The sequence below is a fragment of the Hydrogenophaga sp. L76 genome, from assembly GCF_057654755.1.
In genome coordinates, this window is sequence record NZ_CM172807.1 from 2197168 (window position 1) to 2216487 (window position 19320).

At 66.5% G+C, this 19320-nt stretch carries 17 protein-coding genes; 10 read left to right on the forward strand and 7 right to left on the reverse strand.

Features of this window, described 5'->3' with window-relative positions; genetic code table 11:
* Positions 1–49 precede the first annotated feature (49 nt).
* A complete protein-coding gene (locus AC23D4_RS10485; RefSeq protein WP_472890107.1) occupies positions 50–1318 on the reverse strand; it encodes an RsmB/NOP family class I SAM-dependent RNA methyltransferase in 1269 nt (422 codons plus the stop codon).
* A gap of 34 nt (positions 1319–1352) precedes the next feature.
* On the opposite strand from AC23D4_RS10485, the gene AC23D4_RS10490 reads away from it, so the two are divergent.
* Positions 1353–2972, forward strand: a complete 1620-nt coding sequence (locus AC23D4_RS10490) for a peptide chain release factor 3 (protein ID WP_472890106.1) — start codon at positions 1353–1355, stop codon at positions 2970–2972.
* Here the strand turns inward: AC23D4_RS10490 and purN are convergent, their stop codons facing one another.
* Positions 2973–3512: a phosphoribosylglycinamide formyltransferase gene (gene purN / locus AC23D4_RS10495; RefSeq protein WP_487623729.1), complete on the reverse strand. Its 540-nt coding sequence runs from the start codon at positions 3510–3512 to the stop codon at positions 2973–2975.
* A 68-nt stretch (positions 3513–3580) separates the two neighbouring features.
* On the opposite strand from purN, the gene AC23D4_RS10500 reads away from it, so the two are divergent.
* The 3 genes from AC23D4_RS10500 to AC23D4_RS10510 all read left to right on the forward strand — a co-directional run bounded on the left by AC23D4_RS10500 (position 3581) and on the right by AC23D4_RS10510 (position 6696).
* Positions 3581–4309: a YceH family protein gene (locus AC23D4_RS10500; RefSeq protein WP_472890104.1), complete on the forward strand. Its 729-nt coding sequence runs from the start codon at positions 3581–3583 to the stop codon at positions 4307–4309.
* A 78-nt stretch (positions 4310–4387) separates the two neighbouring features.
* On the forward strand, positions 4388–5569 hold the full coding sequence (locus AC23D4_RS10505; RefSeq protein ID WP_472890103.1) for an acyl-CoA dehydrogenase family protein: 1182 nt from the start codon (positions 4388–4390) through the stop codon (positions 5567–5569).
* 11 nt (positions 5570–5580) lie between these two features.
* Positions 5581–6696, forward strand: a complete 1116-nt coding sequence (locus tag AC23D4_RS10510; RefSeq protein WP_472890102.1) for an acyl-CoA dehydrogenase family protein — start codon at positions 5581–5583, stop codon at positions 6694–6696.
* A 339-nt stretch (positions 6697–7035) separates the two neighbouring features.
* Here AC23D4_RS10510 and AC23D4_RS10515 read toward each other — a convergent pair whose 3' ends face one another.
* Positions 7036–7593 (reverse strand): HNH endonuclease, encoded by a 558-nt coding sequence (locus tag AC23D4_RS10515; RefSeq protein ID WP_472890101.1) that lies wholly within the window; start codon positions 7591–7593, stop codon positions 7036–7038.
* 154 nt (positions 7594–7747) lie between these two features.
* On the opposite strand from AC23D4_RS10515, the gene AC23D4_RS10520 reads away from it, so the two are divergent.
* The 5 genes from AC23D4_RS10520 to AC23D4_RS10540 all read left to right on the forward strand — a co-directional run bounded on the left by AC23D4_RS10520 (position 7748) and on the right by AC23D4_RS10540 (position 14574).
* Entirely contained in the window at positions 7748–8821 is a 1074-nt protein-coding gene (locus AC23D4_RS10520) for a bifunctional riboflavin kinase/FAD synthetase (RefSeq protein ID WP_472890100.1), read from the forward strand.
* A 132-nt stretch (positions 8822–8953) separates the two neighbouring features.
* Positions 8954–11845 carry an isoleucine--tRNA ligase gene (ileS, locus tag AC23D4_RS10525; RefSeq protein ID WP_472890099.1) on the forward strand — a complete coding sequence of 964 codons (2892 nt, stop codon included), beginning with the start codon at positions 8954–8956 and terminating at the stop codon, positions 11843–11845.
* Entirely contained in the window at positions 11845–12351 is a 507-nt protein-coding gene (gene lspA, locus AC23D4_RS10530) for a signal peptidase II (protein WP_472890098.1), read from the forward strand. Before ileS ends, lspA begins: the two co-directional genes overlap by 1 nt.
* A 120-nt stretch (positions 12352–12471) precedes the next feature.
* A complete protein-coding gene (locus tag AC23D4_RS10535) occupies positions 12472–13623 on the forward strand; it encodes an aminotransferase class V-fold PLP-dependent enzyme (protein WP_472890097.1) in 1152 nt (383 codons plus the stop codon).
* 12 nt (positions 13624–13635) lie between these two features.
* The gene (locus AC23D4_RS10540; RefSeq protein WP_472890096.1) at positions 13636–14574 is read left to right on the forward strand and encodes a lytic transglycosylase domain-containing protein; all 939 of its coding nucleotides are present in this window, start codon (positions 13636–13638) and stop codon (positions 14572–14574) included.
* 35 nt (positions 14575–14609) lie between these two features.
* Here the strand turns inward: AC23D4_RS10540 and AC23D4_RS10545 are convergent, their stop codons facing one another.
* Positions 14610–15602: a quinone oxidoreductase family protein gene (locus AC23D4_RS10545; protein ID WP_472890095.1), complete on the reverse strand. Its 993-nt coding sequence runs from the start codon at positions 15600–15602 to the stop codon at positions 14610–14612.
* 122 nt (positions 15603–15724) lie between these two features.
* On the opposite strand from AC23D4_RS10545, the gene AC23D4_RS10550 reads away from it, so the two are divergent.
* A complete protein-coding gene (locus AC23D4_RS10550) occupies positions 15725–16651 on the forward strand; it encodes a DMT family transporter (RefSeq protein WP_472890094.1) in 927 nt (308 codons plus the stop codon).
* Here AC23D4_RS10550 and AC23D4_RS10555 read toward each other — a convergent pair whose 3' ends face one another.
* From AC23D4_RS10555 to AC23D4_RS10565, 3 genes are all read right to left on the reverse strand, one after another.
* Positions 16652–17449, reverse strand: coding sequence for an SDR family oxidoreductase (locus tag AC23D4_RS10555; protein ID WP_472890093.1), 798 nt, complete (start codon positions 17447–17449; stop codon positions 16652–16654).
* Positions 17450–17478: 29 nt separating this feature from the next.
* Positions 17479–18399: a DMT family transporter gene (locus AC23D4_RS10560; RefSeq protein WP_472890092.1), complete on the reverse strand. Its 921-nt coding sequence runs from the start codon at positions 18397–18399 to the stop codon at positions 17479–17481.
* A gap of 69 nt (positions 18400–18468) precedes the next feature.
* Complete coding sequence (locus AC23D4_RS10565) at positions 18469–19179, reverse strand: Crp/Fnr family transcriptional regulator (protein ID WP_472890091.1); 711 nt, start codon at positions 19177–19179, stop codon at positions 18469–18471.
* Between the last annotated feature and the right edge of the window lie 141 nt (positions 19180–19320).

Genomic DNA, 19320 nt, shown 5'->3' on the forward strand with positions numbered 1-19320 from the left:
GCTCCCCGTGGGGAAACTGTTCAGGCGAAATAGCTCATTTGCCGGTCTTTCAGGACTTTTTCCGCCAGACGGCAGCAAAAAAGCCATCCGTTGCATGCCGATGTGGCCACAAACGGAGCCATTGACCATCCTCGCCCTGGCACAGGCTGTCTGCCTGCGGCACCTGAGCCAGGGCCAGCAGGCCTGCCACCGGCACGGGCTCAAAGTCCTGGTGGGCCTCTGAAAAGGCCGCGGCAACCGCTTCGTTCTCTGCCGGCAGCAGGCTGCAGGTGGCGTACACCAGCCGCCCGCCCGGCTTGAGCAATCGGGCCGCGCTGTTCAGAATGGCCTGCTGGAGCTCAGCCTGTGCCGCCACGGTCTGCGGCGTCTGGCGCCACTTCAGGTCGGGGCTGCGGCGCAGCGTGCCCAGCCCGGAACAGGGCGCATCCACCAGCACGCGATCGATCTTGCCAGCCAGGCGCTTAATGCGGTCGTCGCGCTCGTGCGCAATCGCCACCGGGTGCACATTGGACAAGCCGCTGCGCGCCAGCCGCGGCTTGAGCGCATCAAGGCGGTGCCCGGAGGTGTCGAAAGCGTAGAGCCGCCCGCTGTTGCGCATGGCAGCGCCGATGGCCAGTGTCTTGCCGCCGGCACCGGCACAGAAATCCACCACCATCTCGCCCCGTTTGGCATCCAGCAGCAAGGCCAGCAGTTGCGAACCTTCGTCCTGCACCTCCACGTCGCCCTGCACAAAGGCCGGCAGTTTGGCGAGCGAAGGCTTGCCCTGCAGTCGGATGCCCAACGGGGAATATGGGGTGGACTCACATGCCAACCCCGCCTGGCGCAACTCGACCAAGACCGCTTCGCGCTTTTTCTTCAGCACATTGACGCGCAGGTCCAGCGGCGCGGGCTGATTCAGACTCGCCACCAGCGCGTCGAACTCGTCGCCCACCTGTTCACCCAGCGCTGTGGCCAGCCAGTCGGGCAGGTTGTGGCGGTGCTGCGCCATGAGGTCGGCATCTTTCACCGCCAGACAGTGGTCCCACCAGGTCTTTTCAACCTCGGTCAACGCACTCTTGAGGAAGTCGCGATCACCCGGGAAGCCCAGAATCGCCAGGCGCCGCCACTTGGAACCTGTGCCCGAGCGGGCCAGCCATTCGAACTTCAGGCGCTCGCGCAGGATGGCGTAAACCGTGTCCGACAACGTGGCGCGCTCGCGCGGCCCGAGCGACCGGTTCTCGCGAAAATGGCGCGCGACCACGGCGTCGGTGGGGTGGTCAAATTTGAAAACCTGTTCGATCAGGGCGGAACATTCGTCCAGGAGGGCTTTGGGGTGCATCGCCCTATTGTCCCACCCGCGATAATCATGGGCTATGTCCGAAATTGCCCAACAGGTGAAGCGTCGCCGTACGTTCGCCATCATCTCCCACCCCGACGCGGGTAAAACGACCCTGACCGAGAAGCTGCTGCTGTTCTCGGGCGCCATCAACATCGCCGGCAGCGTGAAGGCGCGCAAGGCTGCGCGCCACGCCACCAGCGACTGGATGGAGATCGAGAAGCAGCGCGGCATTTCGGTGGCCTCCTCCGTGATGCAGATGGAATACCGCGACTGCGTGATCAACCTGCTCGACACGCCCGGTCACCAGGACTTCAGCGAAGACACCTACCGTGTGCTGACCGCCGTGGATGCCGCGCTGATGGTGATCGACGCGGGCAACGGCGTGGAACCGCAGACGCGGCGCCTGCTGCAGGTCTGCCGCGCGCGCAACACGCCCATCCTCACCTTCGTCAACAAGATGGACCGCGAGGTGCAGGCCCCGCTGGACCTGATGGACGAAATCGAGCGCGAGCTGGGCATGACGGTCGTGCCGTTCACCTGGCCCGTGGGCATGGGCAAAACCTTCCGCGGCGTGTACGACCGCCGCACCGACCAGATGCGCGTGTTCGCTGCGGGCGAGGACCGCCGCGGCGGCGATGAAGACGTGCTCGCTGGCCTCGACAACCCCGAGAGCCTGAAGCGCTTTGGCGCGGAGTTCGAACAGGCCAAAGGCGAGCTGGAACTGGTCGAAGGCGCTTCGCCCGCGTTCGACGAAGCGCAATTCCTCGCCGGCAAACAGACGCCCATGTTGTTCGGCTCCGCCGTCAACAACTTCGGCGTGCGCGAAGTGCTGGACGCGCTGGTGGACCTGGCACCGCCCCCGGGCGACCGCCCCGCCATCCAGCGCGTGGTGCACCCCGAAGAAGCCAAATTCACCGGCGTGGTGTTCAAGATCCAGGCCAACATGGACCCGGCGCACCGCGACCGCATCGCCTTTGTGCGTGTGGCCAGCGGTCATTTCGAGCGCGGCATGAAGCTCAGGGTGGTGCGCAGCGGCAAGGACCTGCGGCCCAACACCGTGGTGAGCTTTTTGTCGCAGCGGCGCGAGCTGCTGGACGAGGCGTTTGCCGGCGACATCATCGGCATCCCCAACCACGGTGTGCTGCAGCTCGGCGACACCTTGACGGAGGGTGAAAGCCTGCAGTTCACTGGCCTGCCCTTCTTCGCGCCGGAAATCATCCGCAGCGTGGAAGTGGCCGATCCGCTGCGCAGCAAGCAGCTGCGCGCCGGCCTCACCCAGCTCGGTGAAGAAGGTGCGATCCAGGTGTTCCGCCCGGTGGCGGGCAGCGTGCTGTTGCTCGGCGCCGTGGGCCAGCTGCAGTTTGAAGTGGTGGCGCACCGGCTGGAACACGAATACGGCGTCAAGGCCCGCATCATGGGCAGCCCTTACCAGGTGGCACGCTGGGTCACCTGTGCGCCAGAGGACGGTGGCGAAATCGAGCTCAAGAAGTTCATCGACGCCAACAGCCACCGCGTGGCGCTGGACGCCGTGGACGCGCCCACGCTGCTGGTGGACCACGCGGCCACGCTGCGGGCAGTCGAGGCCAACTGGCCGAAGATCAAGTTCCACGCCATGCGGGAACACGCGGGCCTGGTATTCGCAAAAGGCGTCTGATCAGCCGGCGGCGAGCAGCTGCTCCACTGCGCGCGGGTACATGATGTGTTCCTGCGTCAGCACCCGCGCGGCGAGCGCTTGCGCGGTGTCGCCCGGCAGCACGGGCACCACGGCCTGGTCGAGAATCTCGCCGTGGTCAAGTTCGGTCGTCACGCGGTGCACGGTGGCGCCGGCGAACTTGCAGCCCATGGCGATGGCACGCTGGTGGGTGTTCAGCCCTGTGAACGCGGGCAGCAGGCTGGGGTGGATGTTCACCAGCCCGCCTTCATAGTGCGCCACAAAGCCGGGCGTAAGGATGCGCATGAAGCCGGCCAGCACCACCAGCGCTGGATCGTGGTGGTCGATTTCGGTCATGAGCGCAGCATCGAAGGCTTCGCGCGACGCGAAGGCCTTGTGATCGAACACGGCGGTGGCTATCTGGTGTTTGCGTGCGAATTCAAGACCTGCGGCGTCGGCCTTATTGCTGATGACGGCCGCCACACGGGCGCCGTACCGAGTACCCCAATGACGCCGCTCGGCGGCCTTGACGATGGCGGCCATGTTCGAGCCGCTGCCTGAGATCAGAATAACGATGTTTTTATGAACGGCTGACATGGCCACGAAGTGTAATGACCCTGGAACACCCAACCTCTCCCGCCGGTCCCCGCGTGCACCGCTTTGACCAGCGCCCCCTGTCCATCACCGAGGCCCGTGTCCTGGGAACCTTGATGGAAAAGGCGCGCACCGTGCCCGACAGCTACCCGCTGACACTCAACAGCTTGCAGAGCGGCTGCAACCAGAAGTCGAGCCGGGAACCGGTGCTCTCACTGACCGAGGGCGAAATCGCTGAAGCCATCGACGGCTTGCGCCAGCTGCACATGGTGGTGGAGACCAGTGGTGGTCGCGTCACGCGCTACGAACACAACTTCCAGCGCGCCGTGGGCGTGCCCGAGCAGTCCGCCGTGCTGCTGGGCATGTTGGTGCTGCGCGGCCCGCAGACCGCGGGCGAGCTGCGCCTGAACACCGAGCGCTGGTACAAGTTCCTCGACATCGCCTCGGTGGACGCGTTCCTTGAAGAGCTGCAGGACCGTTCGCCTGAAAAGGGCGGCCCGCTGGTGGTGAAGCTGCCGCGCGCGCCGGGTGCCCGGGAACAGCGCTGGGCCCACCTGCTCTGCGGCCCGGTGGACCCGCAAGCGCTGAGTGCGCCCGCCAGCCACAGCGGCAGCGGTGCCACCGAAGACGAAGTGATCGCACTCACCCGTCGACTGGCCAGCCTGGAGGAGACAGTGGAATCTCTGCGGGCCCAGCTGCAAAACCTGCACGAGCAACTGGGCTTGTCGCAGCCCGGACAGGGATAAAACGAACGGTCGTGCCAAACTGTGCGCCGTTGAGCGAGAACCCGCCACCTGGGCCGCGCCGCACACAAGGAGACAAGCATGGATTTGGCATTCACGCCGCAAGAGCAGGCGTTCCGCGAAGAAGTTCGCGCCTGGGTCAAGGACAACCTGCCCGCCGACATCGCCCACAAGGTCCACAACGCGCTGCGCCTGAGCCGCGACGACATGCAGCGCTGGGCGAAGATACTCGGCAAAAAGGGCTGGCTGGGCTACGGCTGGCCCCAGCAGTTCGGCGGCCCGGGCTGGACCGCGGTGCAGAAACACCTGTTTGAAGAAGAATGCGCGCTGGCCGGTGCGCCGCGCATCGTGCCCTTCGGCCCGGTGATGGTGGCCCCGGTCATCATGGCCTTTGGCAACAAGGAGCAGCAGGAACGTTTCCTGCCCGGCATCGCCAGCGGCGAGGTCTGGTGGAGCCAGGGTTACAGCGAACCGGGCTCGGGCTCCGACCTGGCCTCGGTCAAATGCCGCGCCGAGCGCCAGGGTGACCACTTCCTCGTCAACGGCCAGAAGACCTGGACCACGCTGGGCCAGTACGGCGAATGGATCTTCTGCCTGGTGCGCACCAGCACCGAGGGCAAGCCGCAGACCGGCATCAGCTTCCTGCTGATCGACATGAAGTCGCCGGGGGTGAGCGTGCGCCCGATCAAGCTGCTCGACGGCGAGTGCGAAGTCAACGAGGTCTTCTTCGACAACGTGAAGGTGCCGGCCGAGAACCTGATCGGCGAAGAGAACAAGGGCTGGACCTACGCCAAGCACCTGCTTTCGCACGAGCGCACCAACATCGCCGACGTGAACCGCGCCAAGCGCGAGCTGGAGCGCCTGAAGCGCATCGCCAAGGCCGAAGGGGTCTGGGATGACAGCCGTTTCCGCGACCAGATCGCGCTGCTGGAGGTGGACGTGGTGGCGCTGGAGATGCTGGTGTTGCGCGTGCTGAGCGCCGAGAAATCGGGCAAGAACTCGCTGGACATCGCCGGCCTGCTCAAGATCAAGGGCAGCGAGATCCAGCAACGTTACGCCGAACTCATGATGCTGGCCGCCGGCCCGTTTTCTACGCCCTTCATCGAAGAGGCGATGGAAGCCGGCTGGCAGGGCGACTTCCCGGGTGGCGCCGTGGGCAACGCGCCGCTCGCTTCCACCTACTTCAACCTGCGCAAGACCACCATTTACGGTGGCAGCAACGAAGTGCAACGCAACATCGTCGCCCAGACGGTCCTCGGCTAAGGAGTTACACCATGGATTTCGACTTTTCAGACGATCAGGAACAGCTGCGCGACGCAGTGCGCAAATGGGTGGACAAAGGCTACGACTTCGAACGCCGCCGCGCCATCGTGAAAGCCGGCGGTTTTGACCGCGGTGCCTACAACGAGCTGGCCGAACTCGGCCTGGCGGGTCTCTACATCAGCGAAGCCGATGGCGGCCTGGGCATGGGCCCGGTAGAGGGCATGGTGGTGATGGAGGAGCTGGGCAGCGGCATCGTGCTGGAGCCGCTGGCGCAGACGCTGATCGCGGGCGGTGTGCTCGGGGGTTATGCGGGTGCGGACGTCAAGGCCGCCTGGCTGCCGAAGATCGCCTCGGGCGAGGCGCTGGTGGTGCTGGCGCAGCAGGAACGCGGTGCGCGCTACCGGCTGGATGACTGCAAGACCACCGCCGCACAGGCCGGCAGTGGCTGGACGGTGAGCGGCGCCAAGAGCGTGGTGCCCGCCGGTGACCAGGCCGACGCCTTCATCGTGCCCGCGGTGACCAACGGACAGATCGCCTTGTTCCTGGTGGACCGCCGTGCTGCCGGCGTGAGCACCCAGGGCTACGGCACGCAGGATGGCGGTCGTGCAGCCGAAGTGAGCCTGAAAAACGCACCCGCCAGCCTGATCACCACCGACGGCCTGGCCGCGCTGGAACACGCGGTGGACATCGGCATCGCGGCTGTTTGCGCCGAGGCCGTGGGCGTGATGGACAAGACCGTGGCCCTCACCGTGGACTACATGAACACGCGCAAGCAGTTCGGCGTGGCGATCGCGAGCTTCCAGGCCCTGCGCCACCGCGTGGCCGACATGAAGATGCAGCTGGAACTGGCACGCTCCATGAGCTTCTACGCCTGCCTGAAGCTGAACGCCCCGGCGACCGAGCGCCGCCGCGCGATGGCTCGCGCCAAGGTGCAGTTGGGCAACTCGATGCGTTTCGTGGGCCAGCAGTCGGTGCAGTTGCACGGCGGCATTGGCGTGACCGACGAGTACATCGGCAGCCACTACTTCAAGAAGCTGACCCAGCTGGAGTTGACCTTCGGCGACACGCTGCACCACCTGGGGGAGGTGTCGGCGCGGATGGAGGAGACGGCGGGGGTGTTTGCCTGAGTCTTCTGTTTGGGTTGGTACGGAGGCCCCGCTTTGCGGGGCTTTTCTTTGGGCGTTCATCGGTTTCGCGGGATCGCCGAGGCGGTGCGCCCTACTCCGCTCATGTCCCCCGGGCTGGCTTCGCCAGCCCTCCTCCTTTACTTCGCTGCGCAGGGCACACCGCCTCAGCGATCTGACGAAATATCGCTGGCGCACTCGGGTGTTCGCGGCCTGAGAGCGCTGGGTGACCGGCGCAGCGAAGTAAAGGAGGAGACGGCCGCAGGCCGTCGGGGGACATGAGCGGAGTCGGTCGCCCAGTGCTCTCAGGCCATCGAAGAAACGCCAGCACTAAAAAAAGAACTACGCGTGAAGCCTCGAAGTCTTGGGCAAATGAGACATCAAAAACTCCATCTGGTCCGCCAGTATGCGGCGGTTGCGCAAGATGAAGTCTTCCCACAGGCTGGGCACGTAAGGCGTGTAGATCAGGGGCATGTGGGCCTGCTCGGGCGTCCGGTTGCCCTTGCGGTGGTTGCACGAGCGGCAGGCCGTCACCACGTTCATCCAGGTGTCACGGCCATTCTGCCCCAGCGGCATGATGTGCTCGCGCGTCAGCTCTTCTTCGTGGAAATGCCCGCCGCAATAGCCGCACAGGCAACGGTCGCGGGCAAAGAGTTTGCTGTTGGTGAGCGTGGGCCGCAGGTCGAAAGGGTTGATGCGCGGCACGCCCTGGGTGCCGATGATGGAGTTGATGGTGATGATTGACTGCCGTCCGGTGATGGCGTTGTGACCGCCATGGAACACCGCAACTTCGGCGCCCATTTCCCAGCGCACCTCATCCGCAGCGTAATGCAGCACGGCTTCTTCCAGGCTGATCCAGGACTGTGGCAGCCCCTGCGCAGACAGCTTCAGAACCTTCAAGACCCACCTCCATGTTGACAAACAACCGGACAATCTGTCTTCAGCACGGCCCCTCACGCTCCAGATGGACCGCCTGTCATGTGTCAATATACAGCGCTTCTGTGACAAACATCCTGAACCGCGCCCAACACCCCGGATGGGGCGGGCATTGCCCATGAAAATCATCCGAGGACTCTGGAACCTGCAGCACGGCGCCACCAGCGCGTCGCCATCCGGCTGCGCGCTCACCATCGGTAACTTCGATGGCGTGCACCGGGGCCACCAGGCCATGCTGGCACTGCTGAACAACGAAGCCCGGCACCGCGATGTGCCCAGCTGCGTGATGACCTTCGAACCCCACCCGCGCGACTACTTTGCCGCCCTGCACCACAAGCCCGACCTGGCCCCGGCCCGTATCGCCACGCTGCGCGACAAGCTCGAAGAACTGGAACGCTGCGGTGTGGACCAGTGCGTGGTCCTGCCCTTCAACGCGCGCCTGGCCGGGCAGCCGCCCCATGCCTTCATCAAGGACATGCTGGTCGCTGGCCTGGGCGTGCGTTATGTGCTGGTCGGTGACGACTTCCGCTTCGGCGCCCAGCGCGCGGGGGACTACGCCATGCTGGACGCCGCGGGTGCCCAGCTGGGTTTTGACGTCGCGCGCATGCAGAGTTACGAAGTTCACGGCATCCGGGTGTCCAGCTCCGCCGTGCGCGATGCGCTGGCCGCGGGCGACATGGACCGCGTGGCCACCCTGCTGGGCCGCCCCTACGCGGTGAGCGGGCACGTGGTGCACGGCCGCAAGCTCGGGCGCCAGCTGGCCGAAAGCCGCCCCGGGGCTGGCGACGGCTTTCGCACGCTCAACCTGCGCTTTGCCCACTGGAAGCCGGCTGCGAGCGGTATTTTTGCGGTGCATGTGCACGGACTCACGCCCCAAGGCCAGCCCCTGGCGGGCGTGGCCAACCTCGGCGTTCGCCCTTCGCTGGACCCCGATGACGTGAACGGCGGACGCGTGCTGCTGGAAACCCATTGCCTGGACTGGCCGGCCAACATGGCCGCCAGCCTGCCCGGCGGAGAGGCCTACGGTAAAATCATCCGCGTGGAACTGCTGCACAAACTGCACGACGAGCTGAAGTACGACGGTCTGGACGCCCTCACCCGGGGCATTGCCAAGGACCGCGACGATGCGCGTGCGTTTTTTGCGTCGCTGCACACCCAGACGCACCGCCAGACCACCCGCGACCGAATTTAACGCCGCTGCCGGGGCGCCGAGCCCCGGGCCGCGCGCCCTCTGACAGGCTCAGGGCGACCCGCCCCACCCCCGTGCGCCACGCCGCACCTCCGAGCCCGCCTTTGCCGATCCCGAATTCGAAAGCCGACCACCATGTCTGAAAAACCTGCTGCCCCGAAGAACGAGGCCAAGCCCGAAGCCAGCGCCTACCGCGCCACGCTGAACATGCCCGACACGCCGTTCCCCATGCGCGGCGACCTGCCCAAGCGTGAGCCGGCCTGGGTCAACGACTGGAACGGCGGCGGCCTCTACAAGCGCCTGCGCGACGCCCGCCAGGGCGCTCCGCTGTTCGTGCTGCACGACGGCCCGCCCTACGCCAACGGCAAGCTGCACATCGGCCACGCGCTGAACAAGGTACTGAAAGACATGATCGTCAAGTCGCGCCAGCTGGCCGGCTTCGATGCCCAGTACATCCCCGGCTGGGACTGCCACGGCCTGCCGATCGAAAACGCGATCGAGAAACTGCACGGCCGCAACCTGAGCCGTGACGACATGCAGGCCAAGAGCCGCGCCTTCGCCACCGAGCAGATCGATCAGCAGCGCGAAGATTTCAAGCGCCTGGGCGTGCTCGGCGACTGGGAGCGCCCCTACCGCACCATGGACCCGGCCAACGAGGCCGGCGAAATCCGCGCCTTCAAGCGTGTGATCGAGCGCGGTTTTGTCTATCGGGGGCTGAAACCCGTGTACTGGTGTTTCGACTGCGGCAGCTCGCTGGCCGAGTTCGAGATCGAATACGCCGACAAGCAGAGCGACACGCTGGACGTGGCCTTTGAGACCGACGATGCCGCCCAGCTGGCCGGCGCCTTCGGCCTGACCGGTCTGCCCGCGGGCAAGACCGCCTTCGCCGTCATCTGGACCACCACCGCCTGGACCATCCCCGCCAACCAGGCACTCAACGCCCACCCCGAACTGACCTACGCGCTGGTCGATACGCCCATGGGCTGTCTGGTGCTGGCCGAAACGCTGGTTGAAAAGTGCCTGGAGCGCTTCGGCTTGCAAGGCAACGTGCTCGCCACCACCCAGGGTGACCAGCTCGGCGGCCTCAACTTCCGCCACCCGCTGTACGACGTGGACGCAGGCTACCGCCGCCTGTCGCCGGTCTATGTGGCCGACTACGTGAGCGACAGCGACGGCACCGGCATCGTGCACTCGGCGCCGGCCTACGGCGTGGACGACTTCAACTCCTGCGTCGCCAACGGTCTGGCGTACGACGACATCCTCAACCCCGTGCAGGGCAACGGCGCCTACGCGCCCGACTTCCCGCTGTTCGGCGGACAACACATCTGGAAGGCCGTGCCGGTCATCCTCGAAGCCTTGAAGGGCGCCGGCCGCCTGATGGCGACGCAGAAGATCACCCACAGCTACCCGCACTGCTGGCGCCACAAGACGCCGGTGATCTACCGCGCCGCCGCGCAATGGTTCGTGCGCATGGACGAGGGCGATGGCGTGTTCACGAAGGACAAGGCGCCCAAGACCCTGCGCCAGCTGGCACTGGACGCCATCGACCACACCAGCTTCTACCCCGAGAATGGCAAGACCCGCCTGCGCGACATGATCGCCAACCGGCCCGACTGGTGCATCTCGCGCCAGCGCTCGTGGGGCGTGCCCGTACCCTTCTTCCTGCACAAGGATTCGGGCGAGCTGCACCCGCGCACCATGGACATCCTGGACCAGGCCGCCGACATCGTCGAAAAGGGCGGCATCGAGGCCTGGAGCCGCGTGACGGCCGAAGAGATCCTCGGTGCCGACGCCCCGCACTACACCAAGAGCACCGACATCCTGGAGGTCTGGTTCGACTCCGGCTCGACCTTCTGGCACGTGCTGCGCGGCAGCCACGCCCACGCCTACCCCAATGGCGCCAGCCACGCGCAAGGCCCCGAGGCCGACCTCTACCTCGAAGGCCACGACCAGCACCGCGGCTGGTTCCACAGCTCGCTGCTGCTGGGCTGCGCGCTGTACGACCGCGCGCCCTACAAGGGCCTGCTGACGCACGGCTTCGCCACCGACGGCCAGGGCCGCAAGATGAGCAAGAGCCTGGGCAACACGGTGGAGCCGCAGTCGGTGACGAGCAAGCTCGGCGCCGAGATCGTGCGCCTGTGGGTGGCCAGCACCGACTACTCGGGCGACCTCAACATCGACGACAAGATCCTCGCCCGCGTGGTCGACGCCTACCGCCGCATCCGCAACACGCTGCGCTTCCTGATGGCCAACGTGTCGGACTTCGACCCCGCCACCGACGCCGTGCCGCTGGACCAGATGCTGGAGATCGACCGCTACGCGCTGGCCCGCGCCAGCGAGCTGCAGGCCCAGATCCTGGCGCACTTCGACGTCTACGAGTTCCACCCGGTGGTGAGCAAGCTGCAGGTCTACTGCTCGGAAGACCTGGGCGCGTTCTACCTCGACGTGCTGAAGGACCGGCTGTACACGACCGCGCCCAAGAGCCTGGCGCGGCGCAGCGCCCAGACCGCGCTGCACCAGATCACCAGTGCCATGCTGCGCTGGATGGCGCCTTTCCTCAGTTTCACCGCCGAGGAGGCCTGGGGCCATTTCGTGGGTGACAAGAACCAGGGCTCGATCTTCTTCGAAACCTTCTCGCCGCTGCCATCAGCCAACGAGGCGCTGCTGGCGAAGTGGAACCGCATCCGCGCCATCCGCGACGTGGCCAACAAGGCCATCGAAGACCTGCGCACCGCGGGTGCCGTGGGCGCTTCGCTGCAGGCCACGCTGGTGATCACCGCCGGTGCCGACGACGCGGCCCTGCTGCGCTCGCTGGGTGACGACCTGAAATTCGTCACCATCACGTCCGCCGCCACGGTGGTGGACGGCGCCGAACTGCAGGTGGCGGTGGCGCCCAGTGCGGCGCAGAAATGCGAACGCTGCTGGCACTACCGCGACGACGTGGGCGCCGACGCGGCCCACCCCACGCTCTGCGGCCGCTGCGTGAGCAACCTGCACGGCAGCGGTGAACAGCGGGTGATCGCCTGATGGCCAGGATCAAAGGCTCCCTCTGGCCCTGGCTCGGTCTGGCGGTCGCCATCGTGCTGCTGGACCAGTTCACCAAGGTGCTGATCCTCGGAAACTACCGCCTCGGCGACAGCACCACCGTCACCAGCTTCTTCAACGTGGTCCGCGTGCACAACACCGGCGCGGCGTTCTCCTTCCTGGCTTCGGCCGGGGGCTGGCAGCGCTGGTTCTTCACCGGTGTGGGCATCGTGGCGGCCATCTTCATCGTCTGGATGCTGCGCTCGCATCCGGGGCAAAAGCTGTTCGCGTTTGCGCTCGCCTGCATCCTGGGTGGCGCCATCGGCAACGTGATCGACCGCGTGCTGCACGGCTACGTGGTCGACTTCCTGGATTTCCACTGGTCGTTCCTCTCCGGCCTCTTCCCGGGCGGGCATTTCCCGGCGTTCAACGTGGCGGATGCGGGCATCACCATCGGCGCCATCGCCCTGATCCTGGACGAAATCCTGCGCGTGCGCCGGAGCAAATAGACCCTTACACACCTCCTTCGGAGGATCGCGTCGACCGGCTTTTTTTTGGGGGTGCAGTCTTCACAGCCCTGTGCTAATCTGGCAGACCCTCTTTCAGAGCGACCTGCCAGGAGACACCCCATGCCCGGATTGCTGCCCCACGTCGACCCCGACGGCCTGCTCGAATTTTCGGTGGTCTACACCGACCGCGCACTCAACCACATGTCCAGGCGCTTCCAGGGCGTGATGACCGACATCTCGGCCATGCTCAAGCGCGTCTACGGCGCGCATTCGGCGGTGCTGGTGCCGGGCAGCGGCACTTTCGGCATGGAATCGGTGGCGCGCCAGTTTGCGCACGGCCAACACGTCATGGTCATCCGCAACGGCTGGTTCAGCTACCGCTGGACGCAGATCTTCGACATGGGTTCGATCCCCGCCAGCCACACGGTGTTGAAGGCGCACCGCACCGCCGAGGGCGCGCAAGCCGCCTGGTCGCCGGCACCGATTGAAGAGGTAAAAGCCACCATCGCCCAAGAAAAACCGGCACTGGTCTTCGCGCCGCACGTGGAAACCGCGGCCGGCATGATGCTGCCCGACGACTACCTGCGCGCCGTGGCCGATGCGGTGCATGCCGTGGGCGGCCTGTTCGTGCTGGACTGCATCGCCTCGGGCGCGATGTGGGTGGACATGAAAGCCACTGGTGTCGACATCCTGATTTCTGCGCCCCAGAAGGGCTGGAGCAGCTCACCCTGCTGCGCCATGGTGATGCTGAGCGAGCGCGCCCGCAAAGCCATCGACGCCACGCAGAGCACCACCTTCGCCATGGACCTCAAGAAGTGGCTGCAGATCATGGAAACCTACGAAGGCGGTGGCCACGCCTACCACTCCACGCTGCCGACCGACGCCCTGCTGCACCTGCGCGACACCATGAAGGAAACCGAGGCTTACGGCTACGCCAGGGTGCGCGATGAACAGGTCGCGCTGGGTCGCGCCGTGCGCGCGCTGCTGGAAGAACACGGTTTCCCCAGCGTGGCGGCACCGGGCTTCCAGGCGCCGGGCGTGGTGGTCAGTTACACCACCGATCCCGACATCCAGTCAAGCAAGAAATTTCTCGCCGCCGGCCTGCAGACCGCCGCGGGCGTGCCGCTGCAATGCGACGAAGGCACGGACTTCAAGACCTTCCGCATCGGCCTCTTTGGTCTCGACAAGTGGCACGACGTGGACAGCACCCTGGACCACCTGCGCACAGCCTTGCGGACCGTGGCACCGCAACCGGCGGCGGCGCTGGCCTGATGGGAGCACACGGTGCGCTGGCGGCAGAGCTTGCTGACGCTGGCCACACTGGCCGGCGCGGTGCCGGCGGTGGGCGCTGACACCGGCATCGTCGTTTCCTTGCGCACCCTGGGCGACCACCCCCCCGAGGCTGCAGCCGACGGCGGGCCCGACCTGCCTCAGTTGCTGGAGCAAGGCCAGACGGCCATGCGCGCACTGGACTTTCATCTGGCAGCGCAACACTATTGCAGCGCGGCGCGACGGGGCAGTGCGGATGGCCAGTACCGGCTCGGCCACCTGCTGCTGCAGCAGCGCAGCGTGCCGAAAGCGCAGGCCCAGGGGCGCTTCATGCTGGCACTGGCGGCCCAGAACGGCCACGCCGAGGCCATCCGGTTTTTCACCGAGGCCGGTCCGGTCCCAGGGGACGGGCAGCGCCCGCCATGCATGCCCGAGCCAACGGCCGGGTCGCTGGAAAACCATACCGAGCCGGTGAGCCACGAAGTGGTGAAACGTTACCTGGACCAGCTGAACCGGGAGCGCCGCCGCTGGGCCCAGCGGGTACAGGAGCGCGCGCCCTACTACGGCGTGGACCCGCGCCTCGCGGTATCCATCGTGCGCGCGGAGTCGAACTTCAACCCGCTCGCGGTGTCGCCCAAAAACGCGCAGGGCCTGATGCAGCTCATCCCCGCCACAGCCCGCCGATTTGGCGTTCGCAATCCGCTGGACCCCCAGCAGAACATCGAAGGTGGCCTGGCCTATCTGGGCTGGCTGCTGCAGCGTTTCGATCACGATGTGGTCAAGGCCTCGGCCGCCTACAACGCCGGCGAAGGCGCGGTCGATCGCCACCAGGGCGTGCCGCCCTTTCCGGAAACACGAGCCTATGTGGCGCGCATCCTGGGCTTCTACCTGGCCACACGGCACCAGCCGCCACCACCGCCAGAAAAACCCGCCAAGGCACCACCCCGCGGTTGAGCCTCGCGGCGAAGGCGCGTGCGGGTGCTCCCTGCTCAGGGCAACAGGATGGTGCAGCCCGTGGTCTGTCGGGCTTCCAGGCTGCGGTGGGCAGCCTGCACATCGGTGAGCGCAAAGCGCTGGTCGATGCGGATCTTCACGTCGCCGCTGCCCACCACCGCGAACAGCTCGTCGGCCATGGCCTGCGTGCGCTCGCGGCTGGTGATGTGGGTGAACAGCGTCTGGCGCGTCACATACAGCGAACCCTTGGGGCCGAGGATGCCGGGCGCGAACGGCGCCACCGGGCCGCTGGCGTTGCCGAAACTCACCATCAGGCCGAACGGCATCAGGCAGTCGAGCGACTTGTCGAACGTGTCCTTGCCCACCGAGTCGTAGACCACTTTCACACCCTGGCCACCGGTGATCTCCTTCACACGGGCGGTGAAATCTTCGCTGCGGTAGTTGATGGTGAACTCGGCACCGTGCTCTCGGGCGAGCGCACATTTTTCGTCCGAACCCGCGGTGCCGATCAGGCGCAGACCGAGCGCCCGGGCCCACTGGCAGGCGATCAGTCCGACACCGCCAGCCGCCGCGTGGAACAGCACGAAGTCACCCCGCTCCAGCCCCTCGACCGGTTTGCAGCGCTTGAGCAGGTACATCGCGGTCAGGCCCTTGAGCATCATGGCCGCGCCGGTCTCAAAGCTGATCGAATCGGGCAGCTGGCACACGTTCATGGCCGGCATCACACGCACATCGCAGTAGCTGCCGGGCGGGTTGGCGGCGTAGGCGGCTCGGTCGCCCGCCTTCAGGTGCGTCACGCCCTCGCCCACGGCTTCGATCACGCCCGCGCCTTCCATGCCCAGCGCGAGCGGCATGGTGTTGGGGTACAGGCCGCTGCGCTGGTACACGTCGATGAAGTTCAGGCCGATGGCTTTGTGGCGGATGCGCACCTGGCCGGGGCCGGGTTCGCCCACGTCCACGGTATCGATCACCAGTTGTTCGGGGCCGCCGTTGGCGTGGATGCGCACGGCGCGGCTGGTCTGGGTCATGGGAATCTCCTGCTTTTTTTGAAACGACCCACATGCTGCCACGAAACGGCCGTGTCGCCTGCGGGCCAGATGCACAGGCCCCGCTCCAGCGCGGGACATGACCGTGTGGGTACAGTCGCCGCATGTCCACACCCGCCCGCCTCACGCCGTCCACCATCGCCCTGCTGCTGATCCCGCCGCTCATGTGGGCCGGCAACGCCGTGGTCGGGCGGATGATGCAGGGCTCCATTCCACCGATCACCTTCAACCTCTTGCGCTGGGTGCTCGCCGGCGTGCTGCTGCTGCCGCTCGCCGCCTGGGTGCTGCGCCCGGGCAGCGGCCTGTGGCCACAGCGGCGGCGTTTCGCACTGCTGGGCCTGCTCGGCGTGGGCCTGTACAACGCCCTGCAGTACATGGCGCTCAAGACCTCGACACCGATCAACGTGACGCTGGTGGCCTCCAGCATCCCGATCTGGATGCTGCTGTTCGGCCGCGTGCTCTACGGTGTGCCGGTCTCGCGCCGCGCAGCCGTGGGCGCTGCGCTCTCACTGGCCGGTGTGGCGGTCGTACTTTCACGTGGTGAGCTGGCGCAACTGGGCGAGCTGCGGCTGGTCGCGGGTGACGGCTGGATGCTGCTGGCCGCGCTCACCTGGGCCTGGTACAGCTGGTTGCTGGTGCGCCCGCCCGAAGGCGGCTACGCGCCCGACATCAAGGCCGACTGGGCCGCCTTTCTGCTGGCGCAGATTGTGTTCGGCCTGGGCTGGTCGGGCATGATGACCGGCGCCGAATGGCTGACCCTGCCGCCCGCACCCACCGGCCACATGCAATGGGGCTGGCCGTTGATCATGGCACTGGTCTACGTGGCGGTTGGCCCGTCGCTGCTGGCCTACCGCAGCTGGGGCATCGGCGTGGCACGCGTGGGGCCCACGGTCGCAGGTTTCTTCAACAACCTCACACCGCTGTTCGCCGCGCTGATGTCGGCCACACTGCTGGGCGAGCTGCCGCAGCTGTACCACGGGGCAGGGTTCGTGCTGATCGTCGGCGGGATTCTGGTGTCGTCGCGGCGCTGATCAATATGTTCCTGGGTACAGCCCGCCATCAGGCAGGATGTTCTGGCCGTTGAGGTAGCCCGCTTGCCGGCTGCAGAGGAAGGCGCAGATGGCGCCGAACTCATCCGGTGTGCCGAATCGCTTGGCCGGCACCTGGGCGATCTGCACCGCGCGCACCTCGTCCACGCTTTTGCCGCTCTTGCTGGCGGCACCCGCCAACGTGCCTTTGAGGCGGTCGGTGTCGAACTTGCCGGGCAGCAGGTTGTTGATGGTCACACCCTGCGCCGCGAGGCCGCTGCGCGCCACGCCGGCCACGAAACCCGTCAGGCCGCTGCGTGCGCCATTGGACAGGCCCAGGATGTCGATCGGCGCCTTCACCGCGCTGCTGGTGATGTTGACGATGCGGCCGAAACCGCGCGCGGCCATGCCGTCCACCGTGGCCTTGATGAGTTCGATGGGCGTGAGCATGTTGGCGTCCACGGCCTTGATCCAGGTTTCGCGGTCCCAGTTGCGGAAGTCGCCCGGCGGCGGGCCGCCCGCGTTGGTGACCACGATGTCGAATGCCGTACCCGGCCCGCCGGCCACACCCAGCGCCGCTGCCCGGCCTTCTGTGGTGGTGATGTCGGCGGCCACGGCGATCACCTGCACGCCGGGCGACGCGGTGCGGATGCCGACGGCCGAAGCTTCCAGCGCTTCACGCCCGCGCGCCACCACGACCACGTTCACGCCCTCACCCGCCAGCGCCTGCGCGCAGCCCAGCCCCAGCCCCTTGCTCGCGCCACACACGAGCGCCCATTTGCCTTTGATGCCGAAGTCCATGTCCGTGTCTCCTTGTCAATAAAAAACAATCACTGGCCCGCAGCGGGCTTGCCGAAACGCGTCACCAGAAACACACCCGCGAGCACCAGCACCGTGCCCGCCACGATCCAGCCGTTGAACGGCTCGCCCAGGATCAGCACGCCCATGACGATGGTGGACATGGGGCCGATCATGCCGGTCTGCGCGGTCAGGCCGGCGCCCAGGCGTTCGATCGCCATCATGACCATGAGCACCGGTGCAAAGGTGCACAAGGTGGCGTTGAGCAGCGAGAGCCAGATCACCTCGGGCGCCACATCGGCCGCGCTCAAAGGGCGCAAGATCACGAACTGCAGCAGGCACAGGCCACAGGCCACGCTGGTGGCCAGCCCCACCAGTCGCAGCGAGCCCAGGCGCTTGACCAGCTCACCGCTGTAGACCAGGTAGATCGCGTAGCTGATGGCGCTGCCAAACACCAGCAGCGCGCCCAGCACCGCGTTCGGGCCCTGGAAGCCGGCCTCGTGGCCGAACACCAGCAGCACGCCCGCGTAGCTCACCGCCATGGCCAGCGCCTGCAGGCCGCTGATGCGCCGCTTGTAGATGACCCAGCCCAGCACCAGTACCAGCGTGGGATTGAGGTACAGGATCAGCCGCTCCAGGCTGGCGCTGATGTATTGCAGGCCCCAGAAATCGAGAAAGCTGGCGAGGTAGTAGCCGGTGAACCCCAGGCCGACGATGCCGAGCCAGTCTTTGCCGGTGAGGGCTGCCTTGCCCCGGCTGGCCCACCAGGCCAGCGCCAGGAACAGCGGCAGCGCGAACAGCATGCGGTACATGATCAGCGTCACCGCGTCCACGCCGTGGCGGTAGGCGAGTTTGACGATGATGGCCTTGCCGCTGAAGGCGATGGAGCCGGCGCTGGCGAGCAGCAGACCGGTGGCGAGGTGGGGTACGGGTGGCGCGGAAGGGGAAGGCATCGTTCCGATTATCGGCAGACCCCGCGCGACCTGCTGTCACGCCAGGCCAAGACCGCTCGGGACAGCCTCTCAGGCCTTGGGGGCCGAGAGCCGGTCCGCGTCGACCACGCGGTAGGTGCGGCCCTGCTTGTCGAGAGGTTCGATCAGGCCCTCGCGTTCGAAGGCCGAGATCGTGCGGCTCACCGTCTCCAGCTTGAGATCGAGCATCGCGCCCATGTCTTCGCGCGAGAACAGGTTGGCCACCGTGACGTCGTGCTCGGCGCGCATCTTGAGAATGAGTCCGGCCACCCGCTGGCGCGCGTTGCCGAAATTGAGCTCGGCCAGCCAGTCGTCGGCTTCTTTCAGGCTGTGGTGCCACTGCTCCATCAGGCGCTGGTGCAGGCGCGGCGTTTCGCGGTTCAGTCGCTGGATCACCTGCAGCGGCAGGCGGCACACCTTGATGTTGGTCAGCGCAATGGCATCGGAGTCGTACACCGGGCCCATCAGGGCTTCGAGCCCGATCACGTCGCCCGAGCGCAGCACGCGCACGATGCGCTGACGCCCGTCCACCGTGTTGCGCACCAGCTTGATCACCCCCGAACGCAGGGTGTAGAGCGACGTGGCCGTCTCGCCCATGCGCACCAGCGGCTGACCCGCACTGAATTCGAGGTCGTCGATGGGCGCGTGGATCAGGTTGAAGTCCTCTTCACGCAGGTCGGCAAACAGCACCATATCGCGGATACCGCAGTTGCGGCAATCGGCGGTGCCGCGCCAGGCGGATTCGGTCTTGATCGGGATCATCTCGGGCTTTTCATGCGGTCGTGCGGACACTGGAATATAAGCCCTTGCTGAAAATCATGGACAACGGTCCGGTCAAACGTTTGGCACATCGCGCAGCGGCGGAGTGTGGGGCACCGTTTCGCCGCAGGGCCGCCCCACGGC